Source organism: Azospirillum oryzae (assembly GCF_008364795.1).
GTDB classification, from domain to species: Bacteria; Pseudomonadota; Alphaproteobacteria; order Azospirillales; family Azospirillaceae; genus Azospirillum; species Azospirillum oryzae.
In genome coordinates, this window is record NZ_VTTM01000001.1 from 1,095,107 (window position 1) to 1,118,669 (window position 23,563).

The following is a 23,563-nucleotide window of genomic DNA, read 5'->3' on the forward strand; positions in this document are numbered from 1 at the left end:
ACTGATTGGAGCGCCCACCGCTGGCGAGCTTGCCGCTTGACCGACCCGCTCTTCGCCCCCGTCGAACTCTCCCCGCCGGACATCGCGCCCCACCGGCGCGGCAACACCGGCATCGACCACGTCACCAGCCTGTCGGCGGCAGAGCCGGGGCCGCATGTGGTGCTGAACGCGCTCGTCCACGGCAACGAGCTGTGCGGCGCCATCGCCCTGGATGCGCTGCTGCGGATGGGTCTGCGGCCGACGCGCGGACGGCTGACCTTCGTCTTCGCCAACACCGCCGCCTACGCCACCTTCGACCGCCAGAACCCCTATGCCTCGCGCTATCTGGACGAGGATTTCAACCGGCTGTGGTCGCCGGAGCATCTGGACGGCCGGCGCGACAGCGTGGAACTGCGGCGCGCCCGTGTCCTGCGACCGGTCTACGAGTCGGCGGACCTGCTGCTCGACCTGCATTCGATGACGGCGGACACCGCGCCGCTGACCCTGTGCGGCCGGACCACGCGCGGGCGCGACCTTGCGCTCGGCCTCGGCTATCCGGCCTGGGTGGTGGCGGACGGCGGCCATGCCGGGGGCAAGCGGCTGATCGATTACGGCAGCTTCGCCGAGCCGGAGGGGTCACACACCGCCATCCTGGTCGAATGCGGCCAGCATTGGCGGACCGAGACCGCGACGGTCGCGCTGGAAAGCTGCCTGCGCCTGCTTCTCGGACTGGAGATGATCGATCCGCCACTGAACGGCCCCCGCCTGCGCCCGCGCGCCGATCCGCAGCGGGTGGTCGAGGTCACCGACGCCGTCACCGCGTCCAGCGAGCGGTTCCGCTTCACCGCCCCCTTCGTCGGCATGGAGGTGATCGGCCGCGCCGGCACCGTCATCGGCTGGGACGACGGGCGCGCGATCCTGACGCCCTATGACGACTGCGTCCTCATCATGCCCGCCCGCCGGGTGAAAGCCGGCCAGACGGCGGTGCGGCTGGGGCGGATCGTCGGCTAAGCGGTGGGGCTAACGAATGGGAGTGCGGACGGGGTGAGCGCCCGCCCCCTCACTTCGCCGCCGGCTTGCCCTTCGTCCAGGTCGCATTCGCGGCGAACAGCGGCACGGTGGAGATCGAGGTCTTGGCCGAGGCGTCCTTCACCTGTCGGCTGTACACCACATAAACCAGCGTGTCGTTCGGCCGGTCGTAGATGCGGCGAATGGCGATCGACTTGAAAATCAGGCTCTTCCGTTCGGAGAAGACCTCCTCCCCCTTCTGCGACAACTCGATGTCGCCGACGGTCACCGGGCCGGTCTGACGGCAGGCGATGGAGGCGTTGGACGGGTCCTCGAACCAGTTGCCCTTGCTCAGCCGGTCGATCAGGCTGCGGTCGAAATCGACCAGATGGCAGGTGATTCCCTTCACCTTGGGATCCTCGATCGCCTGGATCTCCAACCCGTTGCCGGTCCAGTCGTTGGAGAAGCGGCCGACCACCTCGTCGGCCGCCGCTGTGCGCAGCGGGAGCGCGGCGGTCAGCAGGCCCAGAACCAAAAGGCCGGCGGAAGCGTTCATCAGGGGAAACGGGCTGCGCATCTCGATCGGGTCTCCGGCAAGGACGGGCGGGGACCGCAGGATGCGCGGCCCGAAAAACACTCCCCTAGATCGGAGGGTCGGGCGCCGCCGTCAAGCGCCTCCCTCCGGAGGTCCGGCCACCGCGATGACAGACCGCAGCCCGCTCGCCTCGCTTCCCCCCGCCCCCGAGGCCCCGCTTGCCGGCACGCCGGAACCGGCGACCGAACCGTTGCCCGGACCCGGCCACCGCCGCGATCCGCTGACCATCGCCGCCGTCGGCCTGTTCGTCATCGCCGTGCTGTTCACGCTCTATTTCGGGCGCGACGTCCTGCTGCCGATCATGCTGGCGCTGATCCTGAGCTTCCTGCTGCGCCCGCTGGTCCGCGCGCTCTATCGCGTCGGTATGCCCGAGGGGATCGGCGCCGCCGTCATGGTCGTCATGCTGTTCGGCGGCGTGCTGCTGGCGGTCTATACCCTGTCCGCCCCGGCGGCGGAGTGGGTGAACCGCATGCCGCGGGTCCTGCATGAGCTGGAGTTCAAGCTGGGCGACATCCGCGCCGGCATCGACCGCGCCCGCGAAGCCTCCCGGCAGATCGAGCAGATCACCAAGGAAACCGGCAGCGACGGGCCGGTGCGCGAAGTGGTGGTGCGCGGTCCGACCCTGATGGAACAGGCGGTCAGCCAGGTCGAATCGGTTCTCGCCAATGTCGTGATCCTGCTGGTGCTGCTTTATTTCTTCCTCGCCCGTGGCCGCCATTCGCTGGAGGCGCTGATCGGCACCATGCGCAACGTCGATGACCGCGTGCATTACGCCATGGTCGCGGCGACGCTTCAGCAGAACATCGCCGCCTATCTGCTGACCATCACCGTCATCAACGCGGTGCTGGGGCTGGCGACCGGGCTGGTGATGTGGATGTGGGGGCTGCCGAACCCGGCGTTGTGGGGAGTGATGGTGGCGCTGGCCAACTACATCCCCTTCATCGGCCCGGCGGTGATGACCGGCGTGTTCTTCCTGGTGTCGGTCCTGACCTTCGACAGCCTCGGCACCATCATCCTGCCGCCCCTGTCCTTCGTGGCGCTGACGACGATCGAGGGCAATTTCCTCACCCCCATGATCGTCGGCCGCCGGCTGTCGCTGAACCCCATCGCGGTGTTCGTGTCGATCCTGTTCTGGGGCTGGCTGTGGGGCATTCCCGGCGCGCTGCTGGCCGTGCCGATCCTGGCGATCCTGAAGATCCTGTTCGACGCGCACGAGCCGCTGAAGCCGGTGGGCGCGCTGCTGGGGGATTGAGGGACGCCTTCGCGTCCTCACGCCATTGACGCCAGCGGCAGGTTGACCAGCAGGTTCTGCGGCTTCAGCTTCAGCCGCCGCCCTTCCGTCATCGCCAGCCCCAGATAGACCGGCCGGCCGGCGAGGTCGGGACGCATGGCGGCGGGGTCGGCGAAGTCCAGGCGGAACAGGGCGAGGACGCGGGCCAGCCGGTCCTCCCCCACCTCCACGCCGTTATACAGGTCGTTGAGGATCGCGGATGCTGCGCTGTCGAGCCCGACATGCCAGACCCAGCGGTCGTCGCGGATGTTCTGCACCGGCTGGATGCCGACCGTCACGCCCAGGAAATGCCCGACCCACGCCTCCAGCACGCGGGCCAGCGCGTCCAGCCCGGCGGCGGCGAAGGTGATGTCCAGCACGGTGTCGTGCCGGGCGTCGCGGCCCCAATAGAGCGGGTGGTTGGTCTCGTCCAGGATGTCCAGTTCGACGCTGCGGGGCGCCGTGCCGGCCTCCACCACCAGACGGCCGAGCGAACCGAAGCCGCCGGAGGCCGCCATCGTCTCCACCGTCTCGGAATCGGCGACGCGGACGCGACCATCCTCCACCGACACCGTCTGTTCGCGGAAGAACAGTTCCCCGGCCCGCGCGCGCAGGCCCGACGGCGTTTCATCCAGGATGCCGCGCAGGATGGCATGGACCAGCTGGTCGATGAACAGGGCGGGCACCCCGCGGGCACCCTCGCGGAACAGGCGGATGTAGCAGCCTTCCAGCGTTCCGGCCGTGAGCAGCCGGTCGCGGAAGGCCAGCCAGACCTGGAAATTCTCCCGCGCATCCGGGTCGGCGATGGCGTCGAGCAGCGGTGCGGGCACCGTCCGCGCCGGATCGTCCAGCAACGCCGCGTGCAGCATGCGTTCGGCATCGCAGGCCTCCTCCGGCGGGCGTATTTCGGGCCGGAGAAGGTAGGCGCGCAGGAAATCGGGCGTCACCGCCAGATGGTTGTCGGCATCGCGGGTCAACAGGTGGAAACCGGACGCCGTCCAGAAATCGGTCATGCTGCTGGGCACCTTTGGTCCTGAAGGCGCCTATCCGACGACAGAGCCGTCGCCCGGCGCAAGAGTCTTGTCGAGAAAGGCGTCGATGTCCGCCCACACCCGGTCGCGGATGGCGTCGCATTCCATCAGCAACTCGTGCCGTGCCCCGGGATAGTCGGCAAGCCGGGCGTTGCCGAGGCGGGCAACCACCGCGCGGTGCGCCGCCGCACGCACCACCCGGTCGTCCGGCGCGCTCAAGAGCAGCACCGGCGTCCGCACCCGCTCCAGCGGCAGGGTATGGCGCAGCGCATCCTCCGCATCCAGGGCGGCGGCGACCCAGGCGAAGCTGACGCCGCCGACGCGCAATTCCGGCCGCTCGGCATAGGGGGTGTGGAAAGCGGCGTAGCGTTTGGGATCGGCGGTGATCTTGTTGTCCAGGCTGAAGCGCCCCTCCGCCGGGTCGTAATCGCCCTGCCCCAGCGCATAGCGGGCACCCAATCCGCAGGCATGCCCCAGACCGGCCAGCCCCCGCACCAGCCAGCGCGGCAGGGGCCCGCTGTGGATGGCGTACATTGGCGCCGACAGCAGGACGGCGGCATAGCGGTCGGGATCGTCGTCGGCATGGCGGGCCAGCGCCAGCGTCGCCACCAGCCCGCCCATGGAGTGGGCCAGCAGGATCACCGGCCCGCCGGTCTCCGCGGCGACCGGCGCGACCACCTGCCGATGAATCTCGTCGAGATCGTCCACCAGCGTCGCGAAGTCGGTCAGATGGTGGATCTGCCGGTTGGGCAAGGGCCGGTCGGACATCCCCTGGTTGCGCCAGTCGAGCGCCACCACGCGGAAGCCGCGGGCGGCCAGCGCCTCCGCGGATTCGGCATATTTCTCGATGAACTCCGCCCGGCCGGTCAGCACCAGCGCCGTGCCGCGAACCTGCTCCGGCACCGGCCAGACGGCGACGCGCAGCTTGGCCCCATCTGGCATCGCGACGAAGCGCATCTCCACGGAACCGGAGGCCGGGCCGGCAGCGGTTTCACCGGCAGGCTTCACCGTGTATTCGGATGCAGTCCAAGCGGCATCGTCGGCCATGCTTTCTCCCCTGACCGTTGTGTTGCAGACTGGAAGAGCGACCGGAGGGGCCACCCACTTCGAAATCGTCAAGATATTGAAAACCAGAAATAGTAACGACGTCTTGCATCGGCCGTGAGAGGGAACTCTTTTCCTTGAATACCGTTGGTCCGCCGTTGGAGGTGAACCGATGAAGACAACACGCATGATCGTCCTGGCGCTTGCCGCCGCGACCCTGAGTGGGACTGCAGTCCCCGCGCTGGCGAATGGAAAGGCCAAGGTTCCGCCCGTGCATGTCGAGCATGAGGATGGCGAGGAGATCCTCGTCCACAAGGGGGAAGCGTCCTTCTACAGCCAGAAATTCCATGGCCGCACCACCGCGAGCGGCGAAACGATGAACCAGAACAAGGCCACCGCCGCCTCGCGCACCCTGCCGCTGGGCGCCAAGGCGACCGTAACAAATGAGGAGAACGGCAAGAGCGTCGACGTCATCGTCAATGACCGCGGCCCTTATGTCGATGGTCGCGTGATCGACCTGTCGCGGTCTGCCGCCAAGAAGCTGGACATGATCGACGACGGCACCGCGCCGGTGAAGGTTGAGGTCAAGCCGTCGGAGCAGCCGTCCGAGACCGCCCGCGAAAAGGTGGAGGACAAGGTGGACCAGCTTACCCCCGACAGCCAGTTCGCCCAGGGGGACACCCGGCGAAACGGCAGCAGCGGGGGAGGCAAGAGCGACACAATGTCGCACTCCGGGTCCGGCAAGTAATGCTGCGATGCGGCGAAGAGGGCTTCCGATTCGCCGCATCCGCCGCCGGCTTTCCGTTCAATCGCCGAACCAACAGTCACCGGATGGTCAGGCCTCTGAAAAGAAACGGACTTTGCCGCCAGGACACGACAGGGCGACGCCAAAGTCGCACCAACGCCGCCGCAGCCGGCCCAGAGCCGTGACTTTTACCGTTAAGCCACTGATCCGGCACCATTCCCATCGCTATACCTTCGGACCAAAGTAATCCACCGGCACCACAACGGCTTCCATTGCGCCGTAGCCTGCCGAAGGGGACAGCCGTCTTTCCTGCGGACTTGTGCGGAACGTTAGAGATTTTTTTGCATTTTTGGAGGAGACGTGGTGCCATTCCCATCGCTGCGGCGCACACGACGCATTGCAGCGAACGGCGCGGCGCCCAGGCGTCAGACGCCGGAACAGGCACCGAGAGAAAGAGGAATTGCTGCGATGGACGACGTGCGTCAGGTCCGCAAGGATATCGAAGGCTACTGCATCGAAGACCTGTCCGTCGGCATGACGGCCAGCTTCGCCAAGACGGTGACGGAAGCCGACATCGTCCTGTTCGCGGGCATTTCCGGCGACACCAACCCGGTCCACATCAACCAGGAATACGCCGCCACCACCATGTTCCAGGGCCGCATCGCCCACGGCATGCTGACGGTCGGCTTCATTTCGGCCGTGCTGGGCACCAAGCTGCCGGGGCCGGGCTGCATCTACATGAGCCAGACGCTGAAGTTCAAGGCGCCGGTCCGCGCCGGCGACACCGTCACCGCCCGCGCCACCATCACCGAACTGATCCCGGAAAAGCGCCGCTGCGTCATCAAGACGGTGTGCACCGTCGGCGAGACCGTGGTGGTCGAGGGCGAGGCGCTGCTGATGGTCCCCTCTCGCGGTTGAATGGCCGCGGTTGAATGGCCGCGGTTGAATGGCCGCGGTTGATCGGCCTGCTTGCGATCGTAAAACACGCCGGCGCGTTTACCCCGCGCCGGCGTCGGTCTATATAGACGCCCGAGCAAGCGGACCCGCCAGGGTCCGCCCACAGCACCGGGGCGCGCATGCGACTGTACAGACACACCGCCGACCTGCCGGCCGAAGAGCGGGGCGCCGTCGTTGCGCTCGGCAATTTCGACGGCGTGCACCGCGGACATCAGACTGTCATCGGCACCGCCCAGCGCCTTGCGGCGGAAATGGGCGTGCCGTCGGCCGTCGTCACCTTCGAGCCGCATCCGCGCAGCGTCTTCCGCCCCGACGACCCGCCCTTCCGCCTGACGCCCTTTCGCGTCAAGACCCGCCATATCGAGGCGCTGGGCGTCGACCAGTTGATCGTCTGCCATTTCGACGACAGCTTCCGCCACAAGACGGCGCAAGCCTTCGTAGACGAGATTCTGGTCGCCGGGCTGGGTGTGCGGCACGTCGTCTGCGGCTATGACTTCCTGTTCGGACACAAACGGTCGGGCGATCCCGCCTTTCTGCTGAAGGCCGGCCGGGCCCAGGGCTTCGGCGTGACGGAGGTCGGGCCGGTGTCCGACGAACAGGGCGGCGTCTACTCCTCCACCCGCGTGCGCGATGCGCTGACCGCCGGCCGGCCGCGTGAGGCCGCCTTCGTTCTGGGTCATCCGTGGGAGATCGAGGGGCGCGTCGTCCATGGCGACCAGCGCGGCCGCACCATCGGTTTCCCCACCGCCAACATCGAGCTGGGCGAGTATCTGCGCCCGGCCTTCGGCGTCTATGCGGTGCGCGCCGGCATCGACCGCGCCGGCGAGACCGTCTGGCTGCCCGGTGTGGCCAATCTGGGCGCCCGCCCCACCGTCGACGGCACGGTCGCCCGGCTGGAGGCCCACCTGTTCGACGTCGACCTTGATCTGTACGATCTGCATCTGCGGGTCCAGATGATCGACTTCCTGCGGCCGGAGATGAAGTTCCCCAGCTTCGACGTGCTGAAGGACCAGATCGTGAAGGACGCCGCCGCCGCCCGCGCCGTGCTGGCGGCCGGCTGACCGGAGGGGCGGGAATGGAACGGGTGTTGATGCTGCTGTTCATGCTGAACCAGGGCGGCCCGACCACGCTGGAGTTCGCCAGCCTGGAGCAATGCAAGGCGGCCGAGCCGATCATCATCCAGAATTACCGCGAGATGACCGGCAACACCGTGCTGGCCCGCTGCATCCGCATGGTGCTGCCGGCCAAGTGACAGGGTTGCAAGCGATCCGCGCTGGCGGCGGTGGTTTCATCTGATACAGTGCCGCCCCGTCTCCGCTTCGCTCCATAGCCGTTCCATGCCCCGTCCCGATTCCCTGTCCATCCGCGTCCTGCTGACGGCATTGGTCGCCTTCGGCCCGCTGTCCACCGACCTGTACCTGCCGTCGCTGCCGACGCTGGTGCGGGTGTTCGACACCGATGTCGCCACGGTGCAGCTGACGCTGTCGATCTTCCTGGTCGGCTTCGCGGTGTCGCAGCTGGTCTATGGCCCGATGTCCGACCGCTTCGGCCGGCGCCCGACCCTGCTGGTGGGGGTGACGATCTATCTGGCGGCCAGCGCCGTCTGCGCCATGACCAGCAGCATCGACGCGCTGATCGCCGCCCGCTTCTTCCAGGCCCTGGGCGCCTGCTGCGGTCCGGTGGTGGCGCGCGCGGTGGTGCGCGACGTGTTCGGGCGCGACCGGGCGGCGACGGTGCTGGCCTATATGTCGATGGCGATGGCGCTGGCCCCGGCGGTGGGGCCGATGCTGGGCGGCGTCCTGACGGAGTGGTTCGGCTGGCGCGCCAACTTCATGCTGCTGACCCTGTTCGCCTGCGGCATCCTGGCCGCGGTGTGGTCGATGCTGGGCGAGACCAACGCCCACCGCGACGAGGAGGCGTTGCGGCCGGGCCGGCTCGCCGCCAATTACCTGATGCTGATGCGCAACCGCGGCTTCGTCGGCTATGTGCTAGTGGTGGCCTTTTCCTACAGCGGCATCTTCTCCTTCATCTCCGGCTCGTCCTTCGTGCTGATCGGGCAATTGCACCTGACCCCGGCGGAGTATGGCGCCAGCTTCGGCGCCGTGGTTCTGGGATATATGTTGGGCACCTTCCTGGCCGGGCGGCTGACGCCGCGGCTGGGCGGCGCGCGGATGATCCGCATCGGCACGCTGCTGTCGCTGGGCGGCGGGCTGGTGGGCGGGGTGCTGGCGCTGGCCGGGGTGCTGCACCTGCTGGCCATCGTGGTGCCGGTCTTCCTGTTCATCCTGGGCGCCGGGCTGACCCTGCCCAACGCCTCCGCCAACGCGGTGGGGCCCTACCCCACCATGGCCGGGCTGGCGTCCTCGCTGCTGGGCTTCGCGCAGATGGCCATCGCCGCGGTCGTCGGCATCGTCGTCGGCCATCTGAACGACGGCACCGCCCTGCCGATGATGGGGGCCATCGGACTGGTCGGGCTGGGCGCCCTGCTGGCGCACCGGCTGCTGGTCATCCCCGCGGCGCGTGGCGGGCGATCCGCCTGATCCGGCCCTGCCGGGAGGAGGAGCGACGCCGCTCCCGCGCCTTGCCGTCGCCATCCTCCGCGTCCGCCCCGGTCTCCGCCGCTCCCAACTGCGGGAAGCGGTCCATCAGGACGGTGAACAGAATGGTCACCATCAGGCACAGGGCCAGCGTCATGCCGGCAAGCGCGTAATAGCCGGCGCCGCAGGCGATGCCCAGCCCGCCCGCCACCCAGATGATCGCGGCGGTCGTCGCCCCCCGCACGCTGTCGCCCGACCGGAACATAACGCCGGCGCTGATGAAGCCGACCGCCTGCGCCACGCCCTGGATGACGCGCACCGGGTCGCTCGGCCGCTCGTCGCCGCTGGTCCGCAGGCCGGTGAACAGCTCCAGCGCGACCAAGGTGGTCAGGGCGCAGCTGATGGAGATCAGCGTATGCGTGCGCAGCCCCGCCGCCTTGCCCCGCATTTCACGGTCGAGTCCAAGCAACGCACCGCAAAAGGCTGCCGCCAGCAGCCGCAATCCCATCTCCTGCGTTGTCAGAGCCTCGGTCAAGCCCATGAAATCACTCCGGTTTTTCAGCCTGCCAAACGGCCTGCCACTTTTTTGGGACGCACCGCATTTTTCACTTTGCATTCGATCGCGTTGGATCTATGTAACGCGAACTCGCAAGCGCACGTGCCGCTGGCCCGCCCCTCGGCGTCTCCGAGATGTGGTTATGCAACGACGTAACGCGTGATCCCCGACCGTCCCTTAAACAAGGCGGCGACTTGGAGGTTACGATGGTTGATGTTGTTGTGGGTGGGCGCGTGCTCACCCGTCTCCGAAATTTGCCGCTCCTGGACCATACGGACAGAACAGGGTTCTGTACGGGGCAATCCAGTATTGGCGGCCTGAGCGCCTGATCAGCTTTTTCAGTTGCTGATCGGCCCGCCCGGCCGCTCCGTTCCCCCGACTTCGCCCTTTCCGTTCCATCATCTTGCGTCCCAGGAGACTGAGATGACCCAGAAGATTGCGCGCTTTTTCGAAGAGCAGCGCCCGCAGACCCCTTGCCTCGTCATCGATCTGGACGTGGTCGAGCAGAACTACAACGATCTGCACGACGCCCTGCCCGACGCCCGCATCTTCTATGCGGTGAAGGCGAACCCGGCCGCGGAAATCCTCAGCCTGCTGGCCCGTCTCGGCTCCGCCTTCGACTGCGCCTCCGTCCCGGAAATCCAGATGGCGCTGGCCGCCGGCGCCACCCCGGAGCGCATCTCCTTCGGCAACACCATCAAGAAGGAAAGCGACATCCGCCGCGCCTATGAGCTGGGCGTGCGCCTGTTCGCCTTCGACAGCGAGCCGGAACTGGAGAAGATCGAGCGCGCCGCCCCCGGCGCCCGCGTGTTCTGCCGTATCCTGACCTCGGGCGAGGGCGCCGAATGGCCGCTGTCGCGCAAGTTCGGCTGCGACCTGCCGATGGCCCGCGACCTGCTGCTGAAGGCCCGCGACATGGACGTGCAGCCCTATGGCGTGTCCTTCCATGTCGGCTCGCAGCAGAAGGACCTGATGCAGTGGGACCACGCCATCTTCCAGGTGGCGCAGTTGTTCCGCGAGCTTGAGGTGCTGGGCGTCGATCTGGGCATGATCAATCTGGGCGGCGGCTTCCCCACCCGCTACCGCACCGACGTGCCGGAATGCACCGCCTACGGCCAGGCGATCTTCGACTCGCTGCGCACCCACTTCGGCAACCACCTGCCGGAGACCATCGTGGAGCCGGGTCGCGGCATGGTCGGCAGCGCCGGCATCATCGAGAGCGAAGTGGTCCTGGTGTCGCGCAAGTCGGCCGAGGATCCCAAGCGCTGGGTCTATCTGGACATCGGCAAGTTCGGCGGTCTGGCCGAGACGATGGACGAGGCGATCCAGTACCCGATCGAGGTGCTGGGCGATGAGCAGGAAGACGACCGCGAGGCGGTGATCCTGGCAGGCCCGACCTGCGACAGCGCCGACGTGCTGTACGAGCGTGCCGACTACAAGATGCCGATGGGTCTGAAGGCCGGCGACCGCGTGCGCATCCATGCCACCGGCGCCTACACCACGACCTACTCGGCCGTCTGCTTCAACGGCTTCGCGCCGCTGCACCACTACTGCATCTGAGGAGGCGGCGGGGCGACGCCCTGCCCGTCATCTCGGTTCGCCCAAGAAAAAGCCCGCCTGCCGGTTTCTCCGGCGGCGGGCTTTTCTTTTTTCGGCAGCCGCTTTTCTGTGCAGCCTAACTTTTGGGCACACCAAGTATCGAACAAAGAAAAAGGCCGCCTCCGATCAACGGAAGCGGCCTTTTCCTGTGCGTTCGCCGGCCGGCGTGCAGGCGCTCATTCGCGCCAGAACGGCTTCGACATCTCGCGCTCGGCGTCCAGGCGGCTGAAGCCGATGTCCTGGAGCATACGGTCGTCCAGATAGCCCAGTTCACGGCGGGTCACGATGCGCTGGCGCCACAGGCCCAGCAGGTTCGATGCGACTTCGACGACATGGGCGAAGGTGGAAGTGCTGTGGCCGGTCTCGGCCGAATGAAGAAGGGTTGCCATGATGGAGATTCCTGAGATGTCTTGTTATGGAGGGTCCGCCGGTCGGCGATCACGTTCTCCTTGTGTGGAAATATAATTATGCTTCTTCGAGCCATGTTGCCACCCCCGACGGCAACATGCCCGCTTTGCAGGCAGCGAAGAACTCGCCATGGAATGTCACCGATCTGTGGCAAAAGCGTCATTGCGGATACTTACGGTTCGCCATGCTGACAATAATGGACCCCTGCAACGACGCCCCCTGGACAAGGCCGCCCCACTTGGGCGATGTATTGTTTTACTTACGGATCAATTCAGCGGACCAGTGGACAGGTTCATGAACAGCCCCCTCACCCCCGCCGGCCAGACCTTCGACAGCATCGGCTTCGATGGCGACGATACGCTCTGGCACAATGAATCGCTGTTTTCGATGACGCAGGACCGCTTCCGCGCCCTGCTGGCCCATGCCGCCGATCCCACCGACCTCGACCGCCGCCTGCTGGAGGCGGAACGGGCGAACCTCCGCGTCTATGGCTACGGCATCAAGGGCTTCGTGCTGTCGATGATCGAGACGGCGATCGCCGTCACCGACGGCCATGTCCCGGCCCGCGACCTGCAGAGCCTGATCGACTTCGGCAAGGCGATGCTGGAGCATCCGGTGGAACTGCTGCCCGGCGTGGCAAAGGTGGTGGAGACGCTGGCCGACCACCACCGGCTGGTTCTGATCACCAAGGGCGACCTGTTCGACCAGGAGAGCAAGATCGCGCGCTCCGGCCTGTCGGAGCTGTTCCATGCGGTGGAGATCGTCAGCGAGAAGGACCCCGCCACCTACCGGCGGGTGATGGACCGCCACGGCATCGATCCGGCCCGTTTCCTGATGGTCGGCAATTCGGTACGCTCGGACATCCTGCCGGTGCTGGCCACCGGTGCCCATGCCGTCCACATCCCCTATGCCATCACCTGGGCGCATGAGGAGGCGGAGGTGCCCGACCATCACTATCGCCGGCTGGACTCGATCCACGACCTGCCGGCGCTGCTGGCCGACTGGTGAGAAGGACCATCGATGACCCTGTCCATGCTGCCCATTCCCGACGGCATCACGCCGGAAACCGGCGCGCCGGCCGCCGACCGCATCCTGGCCGGGTCACCGGTCTTCACCACCTGGAACGGCTACGAATCGCATGACGGCAAGCGGTTCGCCGGCACTTGGCGGTCGACGCCCGGATCCTGGCGCATCGTCTATGACGAGTGGGAATATTGCGAGATTCTGGAGGGCGAGAGCGTCGTCACCCATGACGACGGGCGCTCCTGGGCATTGAAGGCTGGGGATCGTTTCGTGATCGAACCGGGCTTCACGGGAAGCTGGACGGTGGTTGCGGCCACCACCAAACGCTATGTGGTGGTCCTGCCCTGAGTCCAAGCCTTCAGCCCAAGCCTTCAGCCGACGATCTCGACCGAATGCTGGGCGGCGCTGTGGCCGAGGATGGTGACCGCCTTGCGGCCGATCTCCACCGCCAGCACGCCCAGCACCAGGACGGAGGCGACCAGAATCAAGCGGGCGATGTCACGCGACCAGCCGCGCTTGCGGGCGTTGGCGCGGCGATGCTCGCTCAGCACCGCCCGCGCTGCCCGGCCGCTCAGGCGCGGTCCCATCCAGGAGGTGGCAGCCATGATGCGCTCCCTCAGCTTCCCGAACAAATCTATATGCTTTTATATAAAATTTTATCTTGTTCGGCAAGTCGAGATTTCCACTGCGGCGTACCGGAAGCGGCCGTAAGGGATTACTTGTTCGTTCCGTTGGCGTAACGGATCGGATCGGTCGTTCCGGCTTCGGAAAAGCCCTTCAGGCGCAACAGGCAGCTGTCGCAGGCGCCGCAGGACAGCCCCTCCGGCGTCGGATCGTAGCAGGAGTGGGTGAGGCTGTAGTCGACCCCCAGTTCCAGCCCGCGGCGGACGATGGCGGCCTTGTCCATCCGCATCAGCGGCGCATGGATCCTGAACCGGCTGGTGCCCTCCACCCCCGCCTTGGTGGCGAGGTTCGCCAGCGTCTCGAAGGCGGCGATGTATTCGGGGCGGCAGTCGGGATAACCGGAATAATCCAGCGCGTTGACGCCGATGAACAGGTCGGACGCCCCCAACGTCTCCGCCCAGGCCAGCGCGAAGGACAGGAAGACGGTGTTGCGCGCCGGCACATAGGTGACGGGGATGCCCTCCCCCAGCCCGGCCGCCAGATCGGCGGCGCTGTCGTGCTTCGGCACGTCGATGGAATCGGTCAGGGCGGAGCCGCCGAAGGCGCGCAGGTCGATATCGGCGATCACATGCCGCTCCACCCCCATCGCCGCGACCACCCGCTGTGCCGCCTCCAATTCCACCGAATGGCGCTGGCCATAGCGGAAGCTCAGGGCGTTGACCCGGTAGCCTTCGGCCTTGGCGATGGCGAGCACCGTCGTCGAGTCGAGACCGCCGCTGACCAGAACCACCGCCTGCCTGGATTCGCCCAAAGCCGCCATCGCACACCTGCCTTTCAAAAGCCGACCGTCCGCCGGGCGGACCCTCTGCGACAGCTTCTGACACATCCGGCCGGCGCAGGCCAGATCAGGACATGGTCACCAACATCTCTTCGATGGTCATGATCCGCGACGGCGGCAGACGGATCGTGGCGGTACAGCCCTGCCCCGGTGCGCTGTCCAGCGTCAGCATGCCGCCATGGGCCTGCACCAGACGCAGCGCCAGCGGCAGGCCAAGCCCGACGCCCTCGTGATGGCGGGTGGCGCTCTGGTCGATCTGGGCGAAGGGGGCCATCGCCTTGGCGATGTCCTCCGTCCGCATGCCGACGCCACGATCCCGCACCGAAAGCGCGACCCAGCCGTCGGCAGCCAATGCCGCCGTCAGGGTGACGACATCCCCCGGATGGCTGAATTTGATAGCGTTGGACAGCAGGTTGCCCAGCGCCTGGACCAGGCGCCGTTCGTCGCCCCGCATCGGCGGCAATTCGCCATCGGCCATCACTTCGACCGTCACACTCCGGCGGGTGGCGTGAAAGTGCAGGTTCGCCACGGCCCGTTCGGCGACCGCCGGCAAATCGACGGGTCCTTCGGTCAAGGACAGCCCGCCGGCATCGACGCGCGCCATGTCGATGATGTCGTCGATGATCGCCAACAGCTGCTCGCCGGCCTGACGGATCGCGCCGACGCAATCGCGCATCTGATAGGTCCGCTGCGCGTCGCCAACCGTTCGCCCGGCCTGCGCCTCCAAAAGCTGGGAGAAACCGATCACCGCGTTCAGCGGGGTGCGAAGTTCGTGGCTCATCGCCGCGATGAAAATGGATTTGGCGCGGTCGGCCGCCTCCGCCGCGGCCTTGGCCGCCAGCAACTCGGCCTCCGCCCGGCGGCGTTCGGTGACGTCGCGGAGAATGGCGGTGTAGAGCCTGCGCCCCTCCACCTCGCTGGCGCTGACCGACAGTTCCACGGGGAAGCGGGTGCCGTCGGCGCGCTCAGCCTCGGCCCCCCGGTCGCGGGCGATCAGCGCCGTGGTCTGGCCGGGCGCGAACTCCAGCCGGACGCCGCCCTCCTCCCGCAGGTCCGCCAGCGGGATCAGGCGGTCGAGCGGGCGCCACAGCAGGTCCCCGGCGGAAACGCCGAACATCGCCTCCGCCGCCCGGTTGAAGCTGTGCATCACACCGGCCTCGTCGATGGTCAGGATCGCGTCGGCCGCGGTGTCGAGGATCGCCTTGTTGCGCGCCTCCGACAGGCGCAGGGCGTTGGCGGTGTACACATATTCGCTGACGTCGGTGATGGTGGCGATGGTGCCGCCATCCTCCAGGGGCATGCGTTGGCACAGCACCCGCCGGTCGGCGCCGGCCCCGTCGGGGTCGTGGAAGCGGAAATCGGTCGGCGGCGGATCGCCGGCCGCGTCCAGCCGCCAGTCCGCCGCGACCCGCGCCCGGTCGTCGGGATGGACGGCATCGAGCCAGCCGCCGCCGAGCAGCCGGTCGGGCTCCAACCCGGTGATGCCGGCAAGCCGGGCATTGGCGAACAGCACTTGGCCGTCGGCATCCGCCTGCAGGATGCCGACCGGCACCGCCTCCGCCAATGTGCGGTAACGCGCTTCGCTGGCCCGCAGGCGTTCCGACAAGGCGATGTGGTCGCTGATGTCGCGGAAGGTCAGCACCAGTCCGCCGATGGCCGGATCGGCCAGCTCGTTGCGGGTTGTGACCTCCAGCCAACGCCAGCCGCCATCGGCATGGCGGAAGCGGAAAACGGCACGGCCGCTGCTGCCGGCCGGGGCCGCCGCGCGCCGTTGGAACCGGCGCCTCGCCTCCTCCACATCCTCGGGATGGATGTGGCCGTCGAACGACGCGCCGGTCAGCCTATCCGATGGGTGGCCCAGCAGATCTGCGACGGCGTCGCTGATGCGGAGCACGCGCCCATCGGCCGACAACAGCGCGACGACCTCCCGGCAATCACGGAACAGGGCGCCGACAGCCAGTGCGGTCGCGCGATGCTCGCCATCCTGCAAGATGATACCCCCCGAACCTGCTGCGAACGGCGGGATGGCTTCGATCCCGTCATGCAGAGTAATGAGGGGTCATCAATGGTTCATGTCAGGACTAACCCGACTCCGGGCCATTGATTTCGGCACTGAAACACTTATCCCGTCGTCCTTATCCCCGGCGCAAGGACAGGAAGGAAGTCAGCGCCTCCAGCACTGCGTCGGGGGCTTCGGTCATCACCATATGTCCGGTCTGCGGCAGGACGACGACCTGCGAAGTCTTAACGCGGGCCGCCAGCGATCGCCCGGCCTTCGCCGGTGTCATCTTGTCGAGCGTGCCCAGCAGGAACAGCGCCGGACAGTCGACCGCCGCCGCGGCATCGGCCCCTTGTCCATAGTCGTTGCAGGCGGCCAGATCGACACCCAGCACGCCCGGACGAACCGACGCCATCAACCGGCGCCCGCCGGGGATCAGCGCCAGCCCCGGCGTCGGGCAACCGCCGCCCTGGGCGCCGCCATGGCCGCGCGGACCGTGGCCCCAGCCGACCACCATGTCGATGGCCGACTGCTCGCCGGCATGGGCGGCGGCCAGCAGGTCGGGGTGGACCGGCATCCGCTCCGCGATGCCCAGCAGCGCGATTGCCTCCACCCGCCCACCATGATGGGCGCCATGGCGGGCGGCGGCGTCCAGCGCCACCAGCGCCCCCATGGAATGGCCGATCAGCGCCGCCCGTTCCAGCCCGGCGGCATCCAGCAGGGCGATCACCCAATCGGCGATGGCGGCGATGCTGCCCAGCGGCTCCCCGCCGGAGCGGCCATGCCCCGGCAGGTCGACCGCCAGCACCGAGCGGCCATGGTGGGCGAGATAGCGGCTTTGCAGGCTCCACACGCTGTGGTCCATGCCGGCGCCGTGGATCAGCACGACGGCAGGCCGCGCGGGGTCGATCTCCCGGCCGCCGGTGTGGACGAAGACGGGGGTTCCGTTGACGGTCAGTTGCATGGCGCGGCCCTCAGCCCTTGGTGGCGGCGCGCAGCGCCTGCTTCAGGTCGTCGATCAGATCTTCGCAATCCTCCAGCCCGATGGACAGGCGGATCATGTCCTCCCCCACCCCGGCGGCGGCGAGCGCTTCGGCATCGAGCTGGGCGTGGGTGGTGCTGGCGGGATGGATGACCAGCGACTTGGCGTCGCCGACATTGGCGAGGTGCGAGAACAGCGTCAGCGACTCGATGAAACGGCGCCCGGCCTCGCGGCCGCCATGCGCGCCGGCCCGGATGCCGAAGGAGATGATGGAGCCGGCGCCATGCGGCAGCAGCCGGGCGGCCAGGGCATGGTCTGGGTGGTCAACCAGCTCCGGATAGGAGACCCAGGCGACGGCGCCCTTCTCCGCATTCAGTTCCCCTTCCAGGAAGCAGACGATCTTGCGGGTGTTGTGGATGTGCGCCTTCATCCGCAGCGGCAGCGTTTCCACCCCCTGCAGGATCTGGAAGGCGTTCATCGGGCTCATGCAGGCGCCGAAATCGCGCAAGCCTTCGGCACGGGCGCGGGCGATGAAGGCGGCCGGGCCGTATTCCTCGGCGAAATCGATGCCGTGATAGCCGGCATAGGGCTCGGTCAGTGTCGGGAACTTGCCCGACGCCTCCCAGTCGAAGCGGCCGCCGTCGATCACCACGCCACCGATGGCGGTACCGTGCCCGCCCAGCCACTTGGTGCAGGAATGCATGACCAGATCGGCGCCATGCTCGAACGGGCGGCAAAGATAAGGGGTGGTGAAGGTCGAGTCGATCAGCAGCGGGATGCCGGCCTCATGGGCGATGGCCGCGACCTTCGGCACGTCCAGCACCTCCAGCCCCGGATTGCCCAGCACCTCGCCGAAGACCAGCCCGGTCTCCGGACGGATCGCCGCGCGGATGCCGTCGAGGTCGCGCGGATGGACGAAGGTCGTGGTGATGCCGAACCGCGGCAGCGTATAGGCCAGCAGGTTGCGGCTGCCGCCATAGATGGAGGAGGAGGCGACGATGTGCCCGCCCGCCCCCATCAGCGTCATGATGGCGAGCGTCAGCGCCGCCTGTCCGCTGGCGGTGCAGACCGCGCCCACCCCGCCCTCCAGCGTCGCCAACCGCTCTTCCAGCACCGCGACGGTGGGGTTGGAGATGCGCGAATAGATGTGGCCCGGCCGTTCCAGATTGAACAGGGCCGCCGCCTGATCGACGTCGCTGAAGACGTAGGAGGAGGTCAGATGGATCGGAACCGCCCGCGCCCCGGTCGCCGGATCGGGCCTTTGCCCCGCATGCAGGCTCTGCGTATCGAACTTCAGGAACTTGGCGCCGGCCATGCTCCTCCCTCCCCTTGATGTTGGAAGAGGGCCGCCAACGACGAGCGGCCCTCTATGCTTTTCAGCTTTTTATTTGCCAGCCCTGTTCAACCCGCATTCCAGCGGCATCGACGGTGCGGAAGCGTATGGAGACATGACGCGCGCGTCAAGGCAGTTGGGAGGGGGCGGTTGGGAGGCGCTGCGCCGAAGCGAATCCTTCAGGTCGCGACCCCCACCATCGTCTCCTCCGCCAGCCAGTCCACCACCCGGCGCAGCGCCTCGTCCTCGTCGGCACCGTCGGCGAGCGCCGCCTGGAAGATCGCGATCTGCCGATGGGCGCTGGTGCCGCGCTTGACGATCTCGCGCGCCCGCTCGACCTCGGCGGTGCAGCCGAAATGCTCGGCATCCTCGCGGGTCAGGTCGATGATCTCGTCCAACAGGTCGGCATAGGGCACGATGCGCCCCTGCCCGAAATCGACCAGCCCGCTGTCCAGCCCATAGCGCTGGGCGCGCCAACGGTTTTCCTCGATCAGCAGGTTCTTGTAGGGCCGCCAAGTGACGTTGCGCGCCTTCAAGCGCCACAACATGCGCAGCAGGCAGCGATAGAGCGCCGCCACCGTCACCGCGTCGTCCAGCCGGGTGCAGATGTCGGTGATGCGCATCTCCAGCGTCGGAAAGCGCGAGGATGGGCGGATGTCCCACCACAGCTTGCTGGCGTCCTCGATCACCCCGGCATTCACCAGCACCGCGACGTGGCTCTGATACTCGCCGAAGCTCTGGAAGCCGGCGGGCATGCCGGTGCGCGGCAGTTCGTGCCAGACGCTGAGCCGGTAGGACCGGCGCTCCATGTCACGCCCGCGCCAGAAGGGCGAGGAGGTCGACAGCGCCAGCAGATGCGGAAGGAAATAGCGGACCTGGTTCATCAGGTCGATGCGCAGGTCGTCGTCCTCGATCCCGACATGGACATGCATGCCGCAGATCATCAGCCGGCGGGCCGGCGCCCCCAGGTCGCGGGCCAGCATGTTGTAGCGGTCGCGGTTGGTGTGCTTCTGAGGCTCCCATGCGGCAAAGGGATGGGTGGAGGCGGCGATCGGCGCCAGCCCATAGCGGTCGGCCACCCCGGCCACCGTGGCGCGCAACGCCGCCAACTCGGTCCGCGCCTCGTCCAGCGTTCTGCAGACCGGCGTCCCCACCTCGATCTGGCAGCGCAGGAATTCCGGGTGGATGCGGCCCGGCGCCTGTTCCTGGCAGGCTTCCAGCATCTCGTCGGGCGGGCTGGGCACGATGTCGCGCGTGCCGCGGTCGACCAGCAGATATTCCTCTTCCAGGCCGAGGGTGAAGGTCGGTTCGCTTACGGCGCTTTCCATTGACACGGTACTTTCCATTCGGTGTTCAGGCCCGCGGATAATGGTGGATGGTCGCCAGCGACGGCAGGGCCAGCAACGGCTCCAGCGCATCGCCGACCACCTGCGCCCACAACTCGGCGCCCTCCGGCGTGGCGATCAGGTCCTGCCGGATCTCCAGCAGGACGTTGGGATATCCGGCGGGCGTCGCGTGGGTCTCCACCGTGCCGCCCAGCGTGCCGCGGCCGGAATAGGGCTGGTTGTCGCCGACGCACCAGCGGCCATCGGACTTCAGCGCCTCGATCAGCGGCACCGGCAAGCGCGGATCGTTGTCCCACAGCACGCCGATGTGCCAGGGCCGCGCCACACCGCGCATCGCCGGGGTGAAACTGTGGACCGACACCATCACCGGCACCTGTCCGCGGGCGCTGATCGTCGAGACGGCCGCCGCCACCGCGGCGTGATAGGGCTTGAACAGCGCCTCCACCCGCTGGGCCTGTGCCTCGGCATCCAGCGCGCGATTGCCGGGGATCACCACGTCATCGCTGACCACCGGAATCGCCGTGGGATCCTCGATCGCGCGATTCGGGTCGATCACCAGACGGGAGAAACCGGACAGAACCGCGGTGGCGCCAAAGCGGTCTGCCAGCCGCCGCGTCACCTCCGCCGCCCCGATGTCATAGGCGATGTGACGGCAGAGCTGCTCCTCCGGCAAACCCAGGTCGCCGAGAAGGGCGGGAATCGCGCGCGACGCATGGTCGCACACCAGCAGCAGCGGCCCGCCGGCATCCGGGTTCAGCGTGGTGGCCGGCGGCGGATCGTTCGGGCCCAACAGCGGCGCTGTCGCACGGGGCGCCGGTGCGGGAGCGGTGACGGGCTGGCGATGTTCGGAAGGTGATGAGGCCATATGCCACACTAGCGCAACCGCAGCGCCGGGCGGAAGCGCGGCCGATGGTGGTAGCCCGAACGGCAAGCTGATAGGCTCCGACTCCCTCTCCGCGCGAACCCACCCGGAAGACACCCCGCATGCTCCGCCTGCTCACCCTCTGCCTTGCCGTGATGGCGCTGCTCAGCGCTTGCGGACCCGTTTACGAGACGCAATACAGCCTCGTCCCGCCGAGCTCGGCCGAAGGCCGGCTCTGCGTCAACCAGTGCCAGCAGAACCGCAATTACTGCCGCCAGAATTGCGGCATGTCACAGCAGGCCTGCGTGAACGAGGCGCGGTCGCGGGCACTCTACGAGTATCAGTCCTATGTCAACCGCCAGCAGGCGGAGAAGAAGCCGATCAAGAAGTCGGTAAGCGATTTCGACCGCTCCTATTCCTGCGGCAACAGCAGCTGCGAAGCGCGGTGCGAGGCCGATTATCGCGACTGCTTCGGCGGAAGCTGCGGCGGGCAGGTGATCGCCAAGCGCGTCTGCACCGCCTTCTGCGACCAGGAGAAGCCGGCCCCCGCACCCGCGGCGGCGCCGATGCTGAGCCCTATCCCGCCGGGCGCTTCCCCAAGCCCGATGGCGACCGCCCCCGCTGCCGGCTATCAGGCCGGTGCGTCGCTGTGCCAGCCCGGCATGCGGGTGGAAGTCCAGTGGAAAGGCGACTGGTATCCGGCGACGGTGAAGGACAAGCCGCGCAAGGACGGCCGCTGCCCGGTCCATTACGATGAGTACAGCACCGAAGACGACGAGGCGGTGTCGCTTCGCCGCATCCGGCCGCGCTGATCCGCATCCCGGCCGAAAAGGCCGGCCTGGCCGCCCATCCGGCATCCTCCGGGGGAACCGCCGAGGCGCACGGCAGCCATGACTTGCATCCCGCTGGCCCGGTGGCGGGACCGCGGATATAAGCGGTCCATGCCAGACGCCAGTGCCCTCACCGCCGACCATCTGTACCGGACGCAGCGCATCGCCCTGATCGCGCTGCTGATCGGCGCCTTGGGCATCGCCTTCGCGCCCATCTTCGTCCGCCTGTCGGAAGTCGGTCCGGTCGCCACCGGCTTCTGGCGCACGGCGTTGGCGACCCCGGTCCTGGCGCTGTGGATGGGCAGCGAATCGTGGCAGCGGGGCGGACGAGCCAGCCGCCGCCCGTCCTCACTCTCCGACTATGGCAGGCTGTCGCTGGCAGGGCTGTTCTTCGCCGGCGATCTTGCGATCTGGCACACGTCGATCCGCTACACCTCGGTCGCAAACTCCACATTGCTCGCGAACTTCGCCCCGCTGTTCGTGGCGCCGGCCGCATGGTTCCTGTTCAAGGAGCGGATAACCGGCCGGTTCGTCCTGGGCATGCTGCTGGCGCTGGCCGGCGCCGTCGTGCTGATGGGCCAGAGTTTCCAACTCGGCGCCGATCACCTGTTCGGCGACGCGCTGGGCCTGCTGACCGCCGCCTTCTATGCCGGCTATATCCTGTCGGTCGGGCGCCTGCGCGCCGAATTCTCCACCGCGACCATCATGACCTGGAGCGGGGCCATCACCGCTGTCGTGCTGCTGCCGCTGGGACTGTCCGACGGCGAGGCGATGCTGCCGGAGAGCGCTGCCGGTTGGGCCGTTTTGGCCGGCCTCGCCCTGTTCAGCCATGCCGGCGGACAGAGCCTGATCGCCTATGCCCTCGCACACCTGCCGGCGTCCTTCTCGTCGGTGAGCCTGCTGCTGCAGCCGGCGGCGGCCGCGATCCTCGCCTGGATCCTGCTGAACGAACCATTGGGACCTTTGCAGGCGGTCGGCGCCGCAGTGATCCTGTTGGGCATCCTGATGGCTCGCCGCGGCAGCCGCTGAGACACCGTCTTCGTGTCACCGCCGCTCTGTTTTTCCATCCCGCGGGCAAGGCGCCGCAGCGTGGCTGTGCCCCATTGACCGCGCCCGCGGGGACCGTTACCGGTATGACCAACCATCGATGAACCGCCTTCCGATCAAAGGGGAACAAACCGTGCCCGGCACCGACGACAGCGCTCACGTCCCCTCCTCCTCGCAACGCATATCGGAGTGGGTGGCCCAACAGCTTCTCGACCGCATCGCGCGTGGCGAGCTGGTGCCGGGGGAGCGCCTGCCGGGCGAACGCCAGTTGGCCGAACAGCTGCACGTCAGCCGGGTATCCGTCCGCGCCGCCCTGCAGAAGTTGAAGACCCAGGGATTCCTCACCGCGGTCCAGGGCGGCGGCACCCGCGTGGTGTCCTCGGCCGGCGTGATGGACGGCGCCCTGACCACCATGGTGCGCAGCACCCATCAGAATCTTTGCGATCTTGTCGAGATCCGCATGGCGCTGGAAAGCTGGGCGGCCCGCCGCGCAGCCGAACGCGCGACGCAGGAGCAGATCGACACCATCGGCCGCATCCTGGCGGCGATGAGCGAGACGAACCGCGACGGCGGACGCGCCGCCGACGACATGGATTTCCACGTCGCCGTCGCCCAGGCGTCCGGCAGTCCGGTCTATCTCCACCTGCTGTCGACCATCCGCGACATCCTCGGCAACATGGTCGAAATGAAGCACACCGAGCCCTTCATGGAGAATCATGAAGCGCTGATGATCGACCACCATCGTGCCATCCATCAGGCCATCGCCCGGCGCGATCCCGATGGTGCTGCCAACGCAGTCACCGCCCATCTCGGCTGGATTCTGGCGCGCTACCGCACCATGACCGATGAACCGACCGTCCGGTCGAACGCCACGCCCTCCCCCGACGCCACCGGCGCCTGATCTCCGAAATCCGCCCCTGATAACGAAAAAGGCCGCAGCCTCCCGAAGG

General features: G+C 67.6%; 25 protein-coding genes. 13 read left to right on the top strand and 12 right to left on the bottom strand.

The genetic code is table 11. The features are described from left to right. Positions 1–36 precede the first annotated feature (36 nt). Positions 37–990, top strand: a complete 954-nt coding sequence (locus FZ938_RS05215; protein WP_149197534.1) for a M14 family metallopeptidase — start codon at positions 37–39, stop codon at positions 988–990. A 49-nt stretch (positions 991–1,039) separates the two neighbouring features. On the opposite strand, the gene FZ938_RS05220 is transcribed toward FZ938_RS05215, so the two are convergent. Continuing rightward, complete coding sequence (locus tag FZ938_RS05220) at positions 1,040–1,564, bottom strand: CreA family protein (RefSeq protein WP_149197535.1); 525 nt, start codon at positions 1,562–1,564, stop codon at positions 1,040–1,042. A gap of 124 nt (positions 1,565–1,688) precedes the next feature. Here FZ938_RS05220 and FZ938_RS05225 point away from each other — a divergent pair, with 124 nt between their 5' ends. Further along, positions 1,689–2,834: an AI-2E family transporter gene (locus FZ938_RS05225; RefSeq protein ID WP_149197536.1), complete on the top strand. Its 1,146-nt coding sequence runs from the start codon at positions 1,689–1,691 to the stop codon at positions 2,832–2,834. Positions 2,835–2,851: 17 nt separating this feature from the next. Here FZ938_RS05225 and FZ938_RS05230 read toward each other — a convergent pair whose 3' ends face one another. Then, complete coding sequence (locus FZ938_RS05230; RefSeq protein ID WP_149197537.1) at positions 2,852–3,865, bottom strand: DUF6352 family protein; 1,014 nt, start codon at positions 3,863–3,865, stop codon at positions 2,852–2,854. 30 nt (positions 3,866–3,895) lie between these two features. Continuing rightward, a complete protein-coding gene (locus FZ938_RS05235) occupies positions 3,896–4,930 on the bottom strand; it encodes an alpha/beta hydrolase (protein WP_246457530.1) in 1,035 nt (344 codons plus the stop codon). A 169-nt stretch (positions 4,931–5,099) separates the two neighbouring features. Here FZ938_RS05235 and FZ938_RS05240 point away from each other — a divergent pair, with 169 nt between their 5' ends. The 5 genes from FZ938_RS05240 to FZ938_RS05255 all read left to right on the top strand — a co-directional run bounded on the left by FZ938_RS05240 (position 5,100) and on the right by FZ938_RS05255 (position 9,169). Continuing rightward, positions 5,100–5,675, top strand: coding sequence for a septal ring lytic transglycosylase RlpA family protein (locus tag FZ938_RS05240; RefSeq protein ID WP_149197538.1), 576 nt, complete (start codon positions 5,100–5,102; stop codon positions 5,673–5,675). Between the two features lie 465 nt (positions 5,676–6,140). Further along, the gene (locus FZ938_RS05245; RefSeq protein ID WP_109076331.1) at positions 6,141–6,590 is read left to right on the top strand and encodes a MaoC family dehydratase; all 450 of its coding nucleotides are present in this window, start codon (positions 6,141–6,143) and stop codon (positions 6,588–6,590) included. A gap of 158 nt (positions 6,591–6,748) precedes the next feature. Next, a complete protein-coding gene (locus FZ938_RS05250; RefSeq protein ID WP_149197539.1) occupies positions 6,749–7,690 on the top strand; it encodes a bifunctional riboflavin kinase/FAD synthetase in 942 nt (313 codons plus the stop codon). A 14-nt stretch (positions 7,691–7,704) separates the two neighbouring features. Further along, positions 7,705–7,881, top strand: a complete 177-nt coding sequence (locus tag FZ938_RS30445; protein ID WP_174757336.1) for a hypothetical protein — start codon at positions 7,705–7,707, stop codon at positions 7,879–7,881. 85 nt (positions 7,882–7,966) lie between these two features. Further along, positions 7,967–9,169, top strand: a complete 1,203-nt coding sequence (locus tag FZ938_RS05255; RefSeq protein ID WP_149197540.1) for a multidrug effflux MFS transporter — start codon at positions 7,967–7,969, stop codon at positions 9,167–9,169. Here the strand turns inward: FZ938_RS05255 and FZ938_RS05260 are convergent. Further along, positions 9,135–9,707 (bottom strand): MgtC/SapB family protein, encoded by a 573-nt coding sequence (locus tag FZ938_RS05260; RefSeq protein WP_149197541.1) that lies wholly within the window; start codon positions 9,705–9,707, stop codon positions 9,135–9,137. The two genes, FZ938_RS05255 and FZ938_RS05260, sit on opposite strands and share 35 nt — an antisense overlap. A 438-nt stretch (positions 9,708–10,145) precedes the next feature. Here FZ938_RS05260 and FZ938_RS05265 point away from each other — a divergent pair, with 438 nt between their 5' ends. Then, complete coding sequence (locus FZ938_RS05265) at positions 10,146–11,282, top strand: type III PLP-dependent enzyme (protein ID WP_109076327.1); 1,137 nt, start codon at positions 10,146–10,148, stop codon at positions 11,280–11,282. Between the two features lie 215 nt (positions 11,283–11,497). Here FZ938_RS05265 and FZ938_RS05270 read toward each other — a convergent pair whose 3' ends face one another. Beyond that, positions 11,498–11,710 (bottom strand): DUF1127 domain-containing protein, encoded by a 213-nt coding sequence (locus tag FZ938_RS05270; RefSeq protein ID WP_136705180.1) that lies wholly within the window; start codon positions 11,708–11,710, stop codon positions 11,498–11,500. A 313-nt stretch (positions 11,711–12,023) separates the two neighbouring features. Between FZ938_RS05270 and FZ938_RS05275 the strand changes: the two genes are divergently transcribed. After that, positions 12,024–12,737: an HAD family hydrolase gene (locus FZ938_RS05275; RefSeq protein ID WP_149197542.1), complete on the top strand. Its 714-nt coding sequence runs from the start codon at positions 12,024–12,026 to the stop codon at positions 12,735–12,737. A gap of 12 nt (positions 12,738–12,749) precedes the next feature. Next, the gene (locus tag FZ938_RS05280) at positions 12,750–13,100 is read left to right on the top strand and encodes a cupin domain-containing protein (protein ID WP_149197543.1); all 351 of its coding nucleotides are present in this window, start codon (positions 12,750–12,752) and stop codon (positions 13,098–13,100) included. A 23-nt stretch (positions 13,101–13,123) separates the two neighbouring features. On the opposite strand, the gene FZ938_RS05285 is transcribed toward FZ938_RS05280, so the two are convergent. From FZ938_RS05285 to FZ938_RS05315, 7 genes are all read right to left on the bottom strand, one after another. Next, on the bottom strand, positions 13,124–13,357 hold the full coding sequence (locus tag FZ938_RS05285) for a hypothetical protein (RefSeq protein WP_149197544.1): 234 nt from the start codon (positions 13,355–13,357) through the stop codon (positions 13,124–13,126). A gap of 110 nt (positions 13,358–13,467) precedes the next feature. Then, entirely contained in the window at positions 13,468–14,196 is a 729-nt protein-coding gene (gene queC / locus FZ938_RS05290) for a 7-cyano-7-deazaguanine synthase QueC (RefSeq protein ID WP_149197545.1), read from the bottom strand. An 85-nt stretch (positions 14,197–14,281) separates the two neighbouring features. After that, positions 14,282–16,204, bottom strand: coding sequence for a sensor histidine kinase (locus tag FZ938_RS05295; RefSeq protein WP_246457532.1), 1,923 nt, complete (start codon positions 16,202–16,204; stop codon positions 14,282–14,284). A 145-nt stretch (positions 16,205–16,349) separates the two neighbouring features. Next, entirely contained in the window at positions 16,350–17,177 is an 828-nt protein-coding gene (locus FZ938_RS05300; protein WP_149197546.1) for an alpha/beta fold hydrolase, read from the bottom strand. Between the two features lie 10 nt (positions 17,178–17,187). Further along, entirely contained in the window at positions 17,188–18,510 is a 1,323-nt protein-coding gene (locus tag FZ938_RS05305) for an O-acetylhomoserine aminocarboxypropyltransferase (RefSeq protein WP_149197547.1), read from the bottom strand. 197 nt (positions 18,511–18,707) lie between these two features. Next, entirely contained in the window at positions 18,708–19,856 is a 1,149-nt protein-coding gene (locus FZ938_RS05310; RefSeq protein WP_149197548.1) for a carboxylate-amine ligase, read from the bottom strand. Positions 19,857–19,881: 25 nt separating this feature from the next. Further along, positions 19,882–20,664 carry an N-formylglutamate amidohydrolase gene (locus FZ938_RS05315; protein ID WP_246457533.1) on the bottom strand — a complete coding sequence of 261 codons (783 nt, stop codon included), beginning with the start codon at positions 20,662–20,664 and terminating at the stop codon, positions 19,882–19,884. Positions 20,665–20,858: 194 nt separating this feature from the next. Here FZ938_RS05315 and FZ938_RS05320 point away from each other — a divergent pair, with 194 nt between their 5' ends. The 3 genes from FZ938_RS05320 (at position 20,859) to FZ938_RS05330 (ending at position 23,514) form a co-directional block, all read left to right on the top strand. Next, on the top strand, positions 20,859–21,548 hold the full coding sequence (locus FZ938_RS05320) for an MBT domain-containing protein (protein ID WP_149197550.1): 690 nt from the start codon (positions 20,859–20,861) through the stop codon (positions 21,546–21,548). Between the two features lie 129 nt (positions 21,549–21,677). After that, positions 21,678–22,595, top strand: a complete 918-nt coding sequence (locus tag FZ938_RS05325; protein ID WP_149197551.1) for a DMT family transporter — start codon at positions 21,678–21,680, stop codon at positions 22,593–22,595. A gap of 151 nt (positions 22,596–22,746) precedes the next feature. Further along, positions 22,747–23,514 carry a FadR/GntR family transcriptional regulator gene (locus FZ938_RS05330; protein WP_149197552.1) on the top strand — a complete coding sequence of 256 codons (768 nt, stop codon included), beginning with the start codon at positions 22,747–22,749 and terminating at the stop codon, positions 23,512–23,514. Positions 23,515–23,563: the final 49 nt, after the last annotated feature.

Excerpts from the sequence above, each read along its gene's own strand:
- FZ938_RS05300 (WP_149197546.1), bottom strand. The coding sequence starts at position 17,177 with ATGCAACTGACCGTCAACGGAACCCCCGTCTTCGTCCACACCGGCGGC.
- FZ938_RS05240 (WP_149197538.1), top strand. The coding sequence starts at position 5,100 with ATGAAGACAACACGCATGATCGTCCTGGCGCTTGCCGCCGCGACCCTG.
- queC (WP_149197545.1), bottom strand. The coding sequence starts at position 14,196 with ATGGCGGCTTTGGGCGAATCCAGGCAGGCGGTGGTTCTGGTCAGCGGC.
- FZ938_RS05275 (WP_149197542.1), top strand. The coding sequence starts at position 12,024 with ATGAACAGCCCCCTCACCCCCGCCGGCCAGACCTTCGACAGCATCGGC.
- FZ938_RS05310 (WP_149197548.1), bottom strand. The coding sequence starts at position 19,856 with ATGGAAAGCGCCGTAAGCGAACCGACCTTCACCCTCGGCCTGGAAGAG.
- FZ938_RS05260 (WP_149197541.1), bottom strand. The coding sequence starts at position 9,707 with ATGGGCTTGACCGAGGCTCTGACAACGCAGGAGATGGGATTGCGGCTG.
- FZ938_RS05245 (WP_109076331.1), top strand. The coding sequence starts at position 6,141 with ATGGACGACGTGCGTCAGGTCCGCAAGGATATCGAAGGCTACTGCATC.
- FZ938_RS30445 (WP_174757336.1), top strand. The coding sequence starts at position 7,705 with ATGGAACGGGTGTTGATGCTGCTGTTCATGCTGAACCAGGGCGGCCCG.
- FZ938_RS05280 (WP_149197543.1), top strand. The coding sequence starts at position 12,750 with ATGACCCTGTCCATGCTGCCCATTCCCGACGGCATCACGCCGGAAACC.
- FZ938_RS05265 (WP_109076327.1), top strand. The coding sequence starts at position 10,146 with ATGACCCAGAAGATTGCGCGCTTTTTCGAAGAGCAGCGCCCGCAGACC.
- FZ938_RS05250 (WP_149197539.1), top strand. The coding sequence starts at position 6,749 with ATGCGACTGTACAGACACACCGCCGACCTGCCGGCCGAAGAGCGGGGC.
- FZ938_RS05285 (WP_149197544.1), bottom strand. The coding sequence starts at position 13,357 with ATGGCTGCCACCTCCTGGATGGGACCGCGCCTGAGCGGCCGGGCAGCG.
- FZ938_RS05220 (WP_149197535.1), bottom strand. The coding sequence starts at position 1,564 with ATGCGCAGCCCGTTTCCCCTGATGAACGCTTCCGCCGGCCTTTTGGTT.
- FZ938_RS05235 (WP_246457530.1), bottom strand. The coding sequence starts at position 4,930 with ATGGCCGACGATGCCGCTTGGACTGCATCCGAATACACGGTGAAGCCT.
- FZ938_RS05225 (WP_149197536.1), top strand. The coding sequence starts at position 1,689 with ATGACAGACCGCAGCCCGCTCGCCTCGCTTCCCCCCGCCCCCGAGGCC.
- FZ938_RS05270 (WP_136705180.1), bottom strand. The coding sequence starts at position 11,710 with ATGGCAACCCTTCTTCATTCGGCCGAGACCGGCCACAGCACTTCCACC.
- FZ938_RS05305 (WP_149197547.1), bottom strand. The coding sequence starts at position 18,510 with ATGGCCGGCGCCAAGTTCCTGAAGTTCGATACGCAGAGCCTGCATGCG.
- FZ938_RS05325 (WP_149197551.1), top strand. The coding sequence starts at position 21,678 with ATGCCAGACGCCAGTGCCCTCACCGCCGACCATCTGTACCGGACGCAG.
- FZ938_RS05230 (WP_149197537.1), bottom strand. The coding sequence starts at position 3,865 with ATGACCGATTTCTGGACGGCGTCCGGTTTCCACCTGTTGACCCGCGAT.
- FZ938_RS05320 (WP_149197550.1), top strand. The coding sequence starts at position 20,859 with ATGCTCCGCCTGCTCACCCTCTGCCTTGCCGTGATGGCGCTGCTCAGC.
- FZ938_RS05255 (WP_149197540.1), top strand. The coding sequence starts at position 7,967 with ATGCCCCGTCCCGATTCCCTGTCCATCCGCGTCCTGCTGACGGCATTG.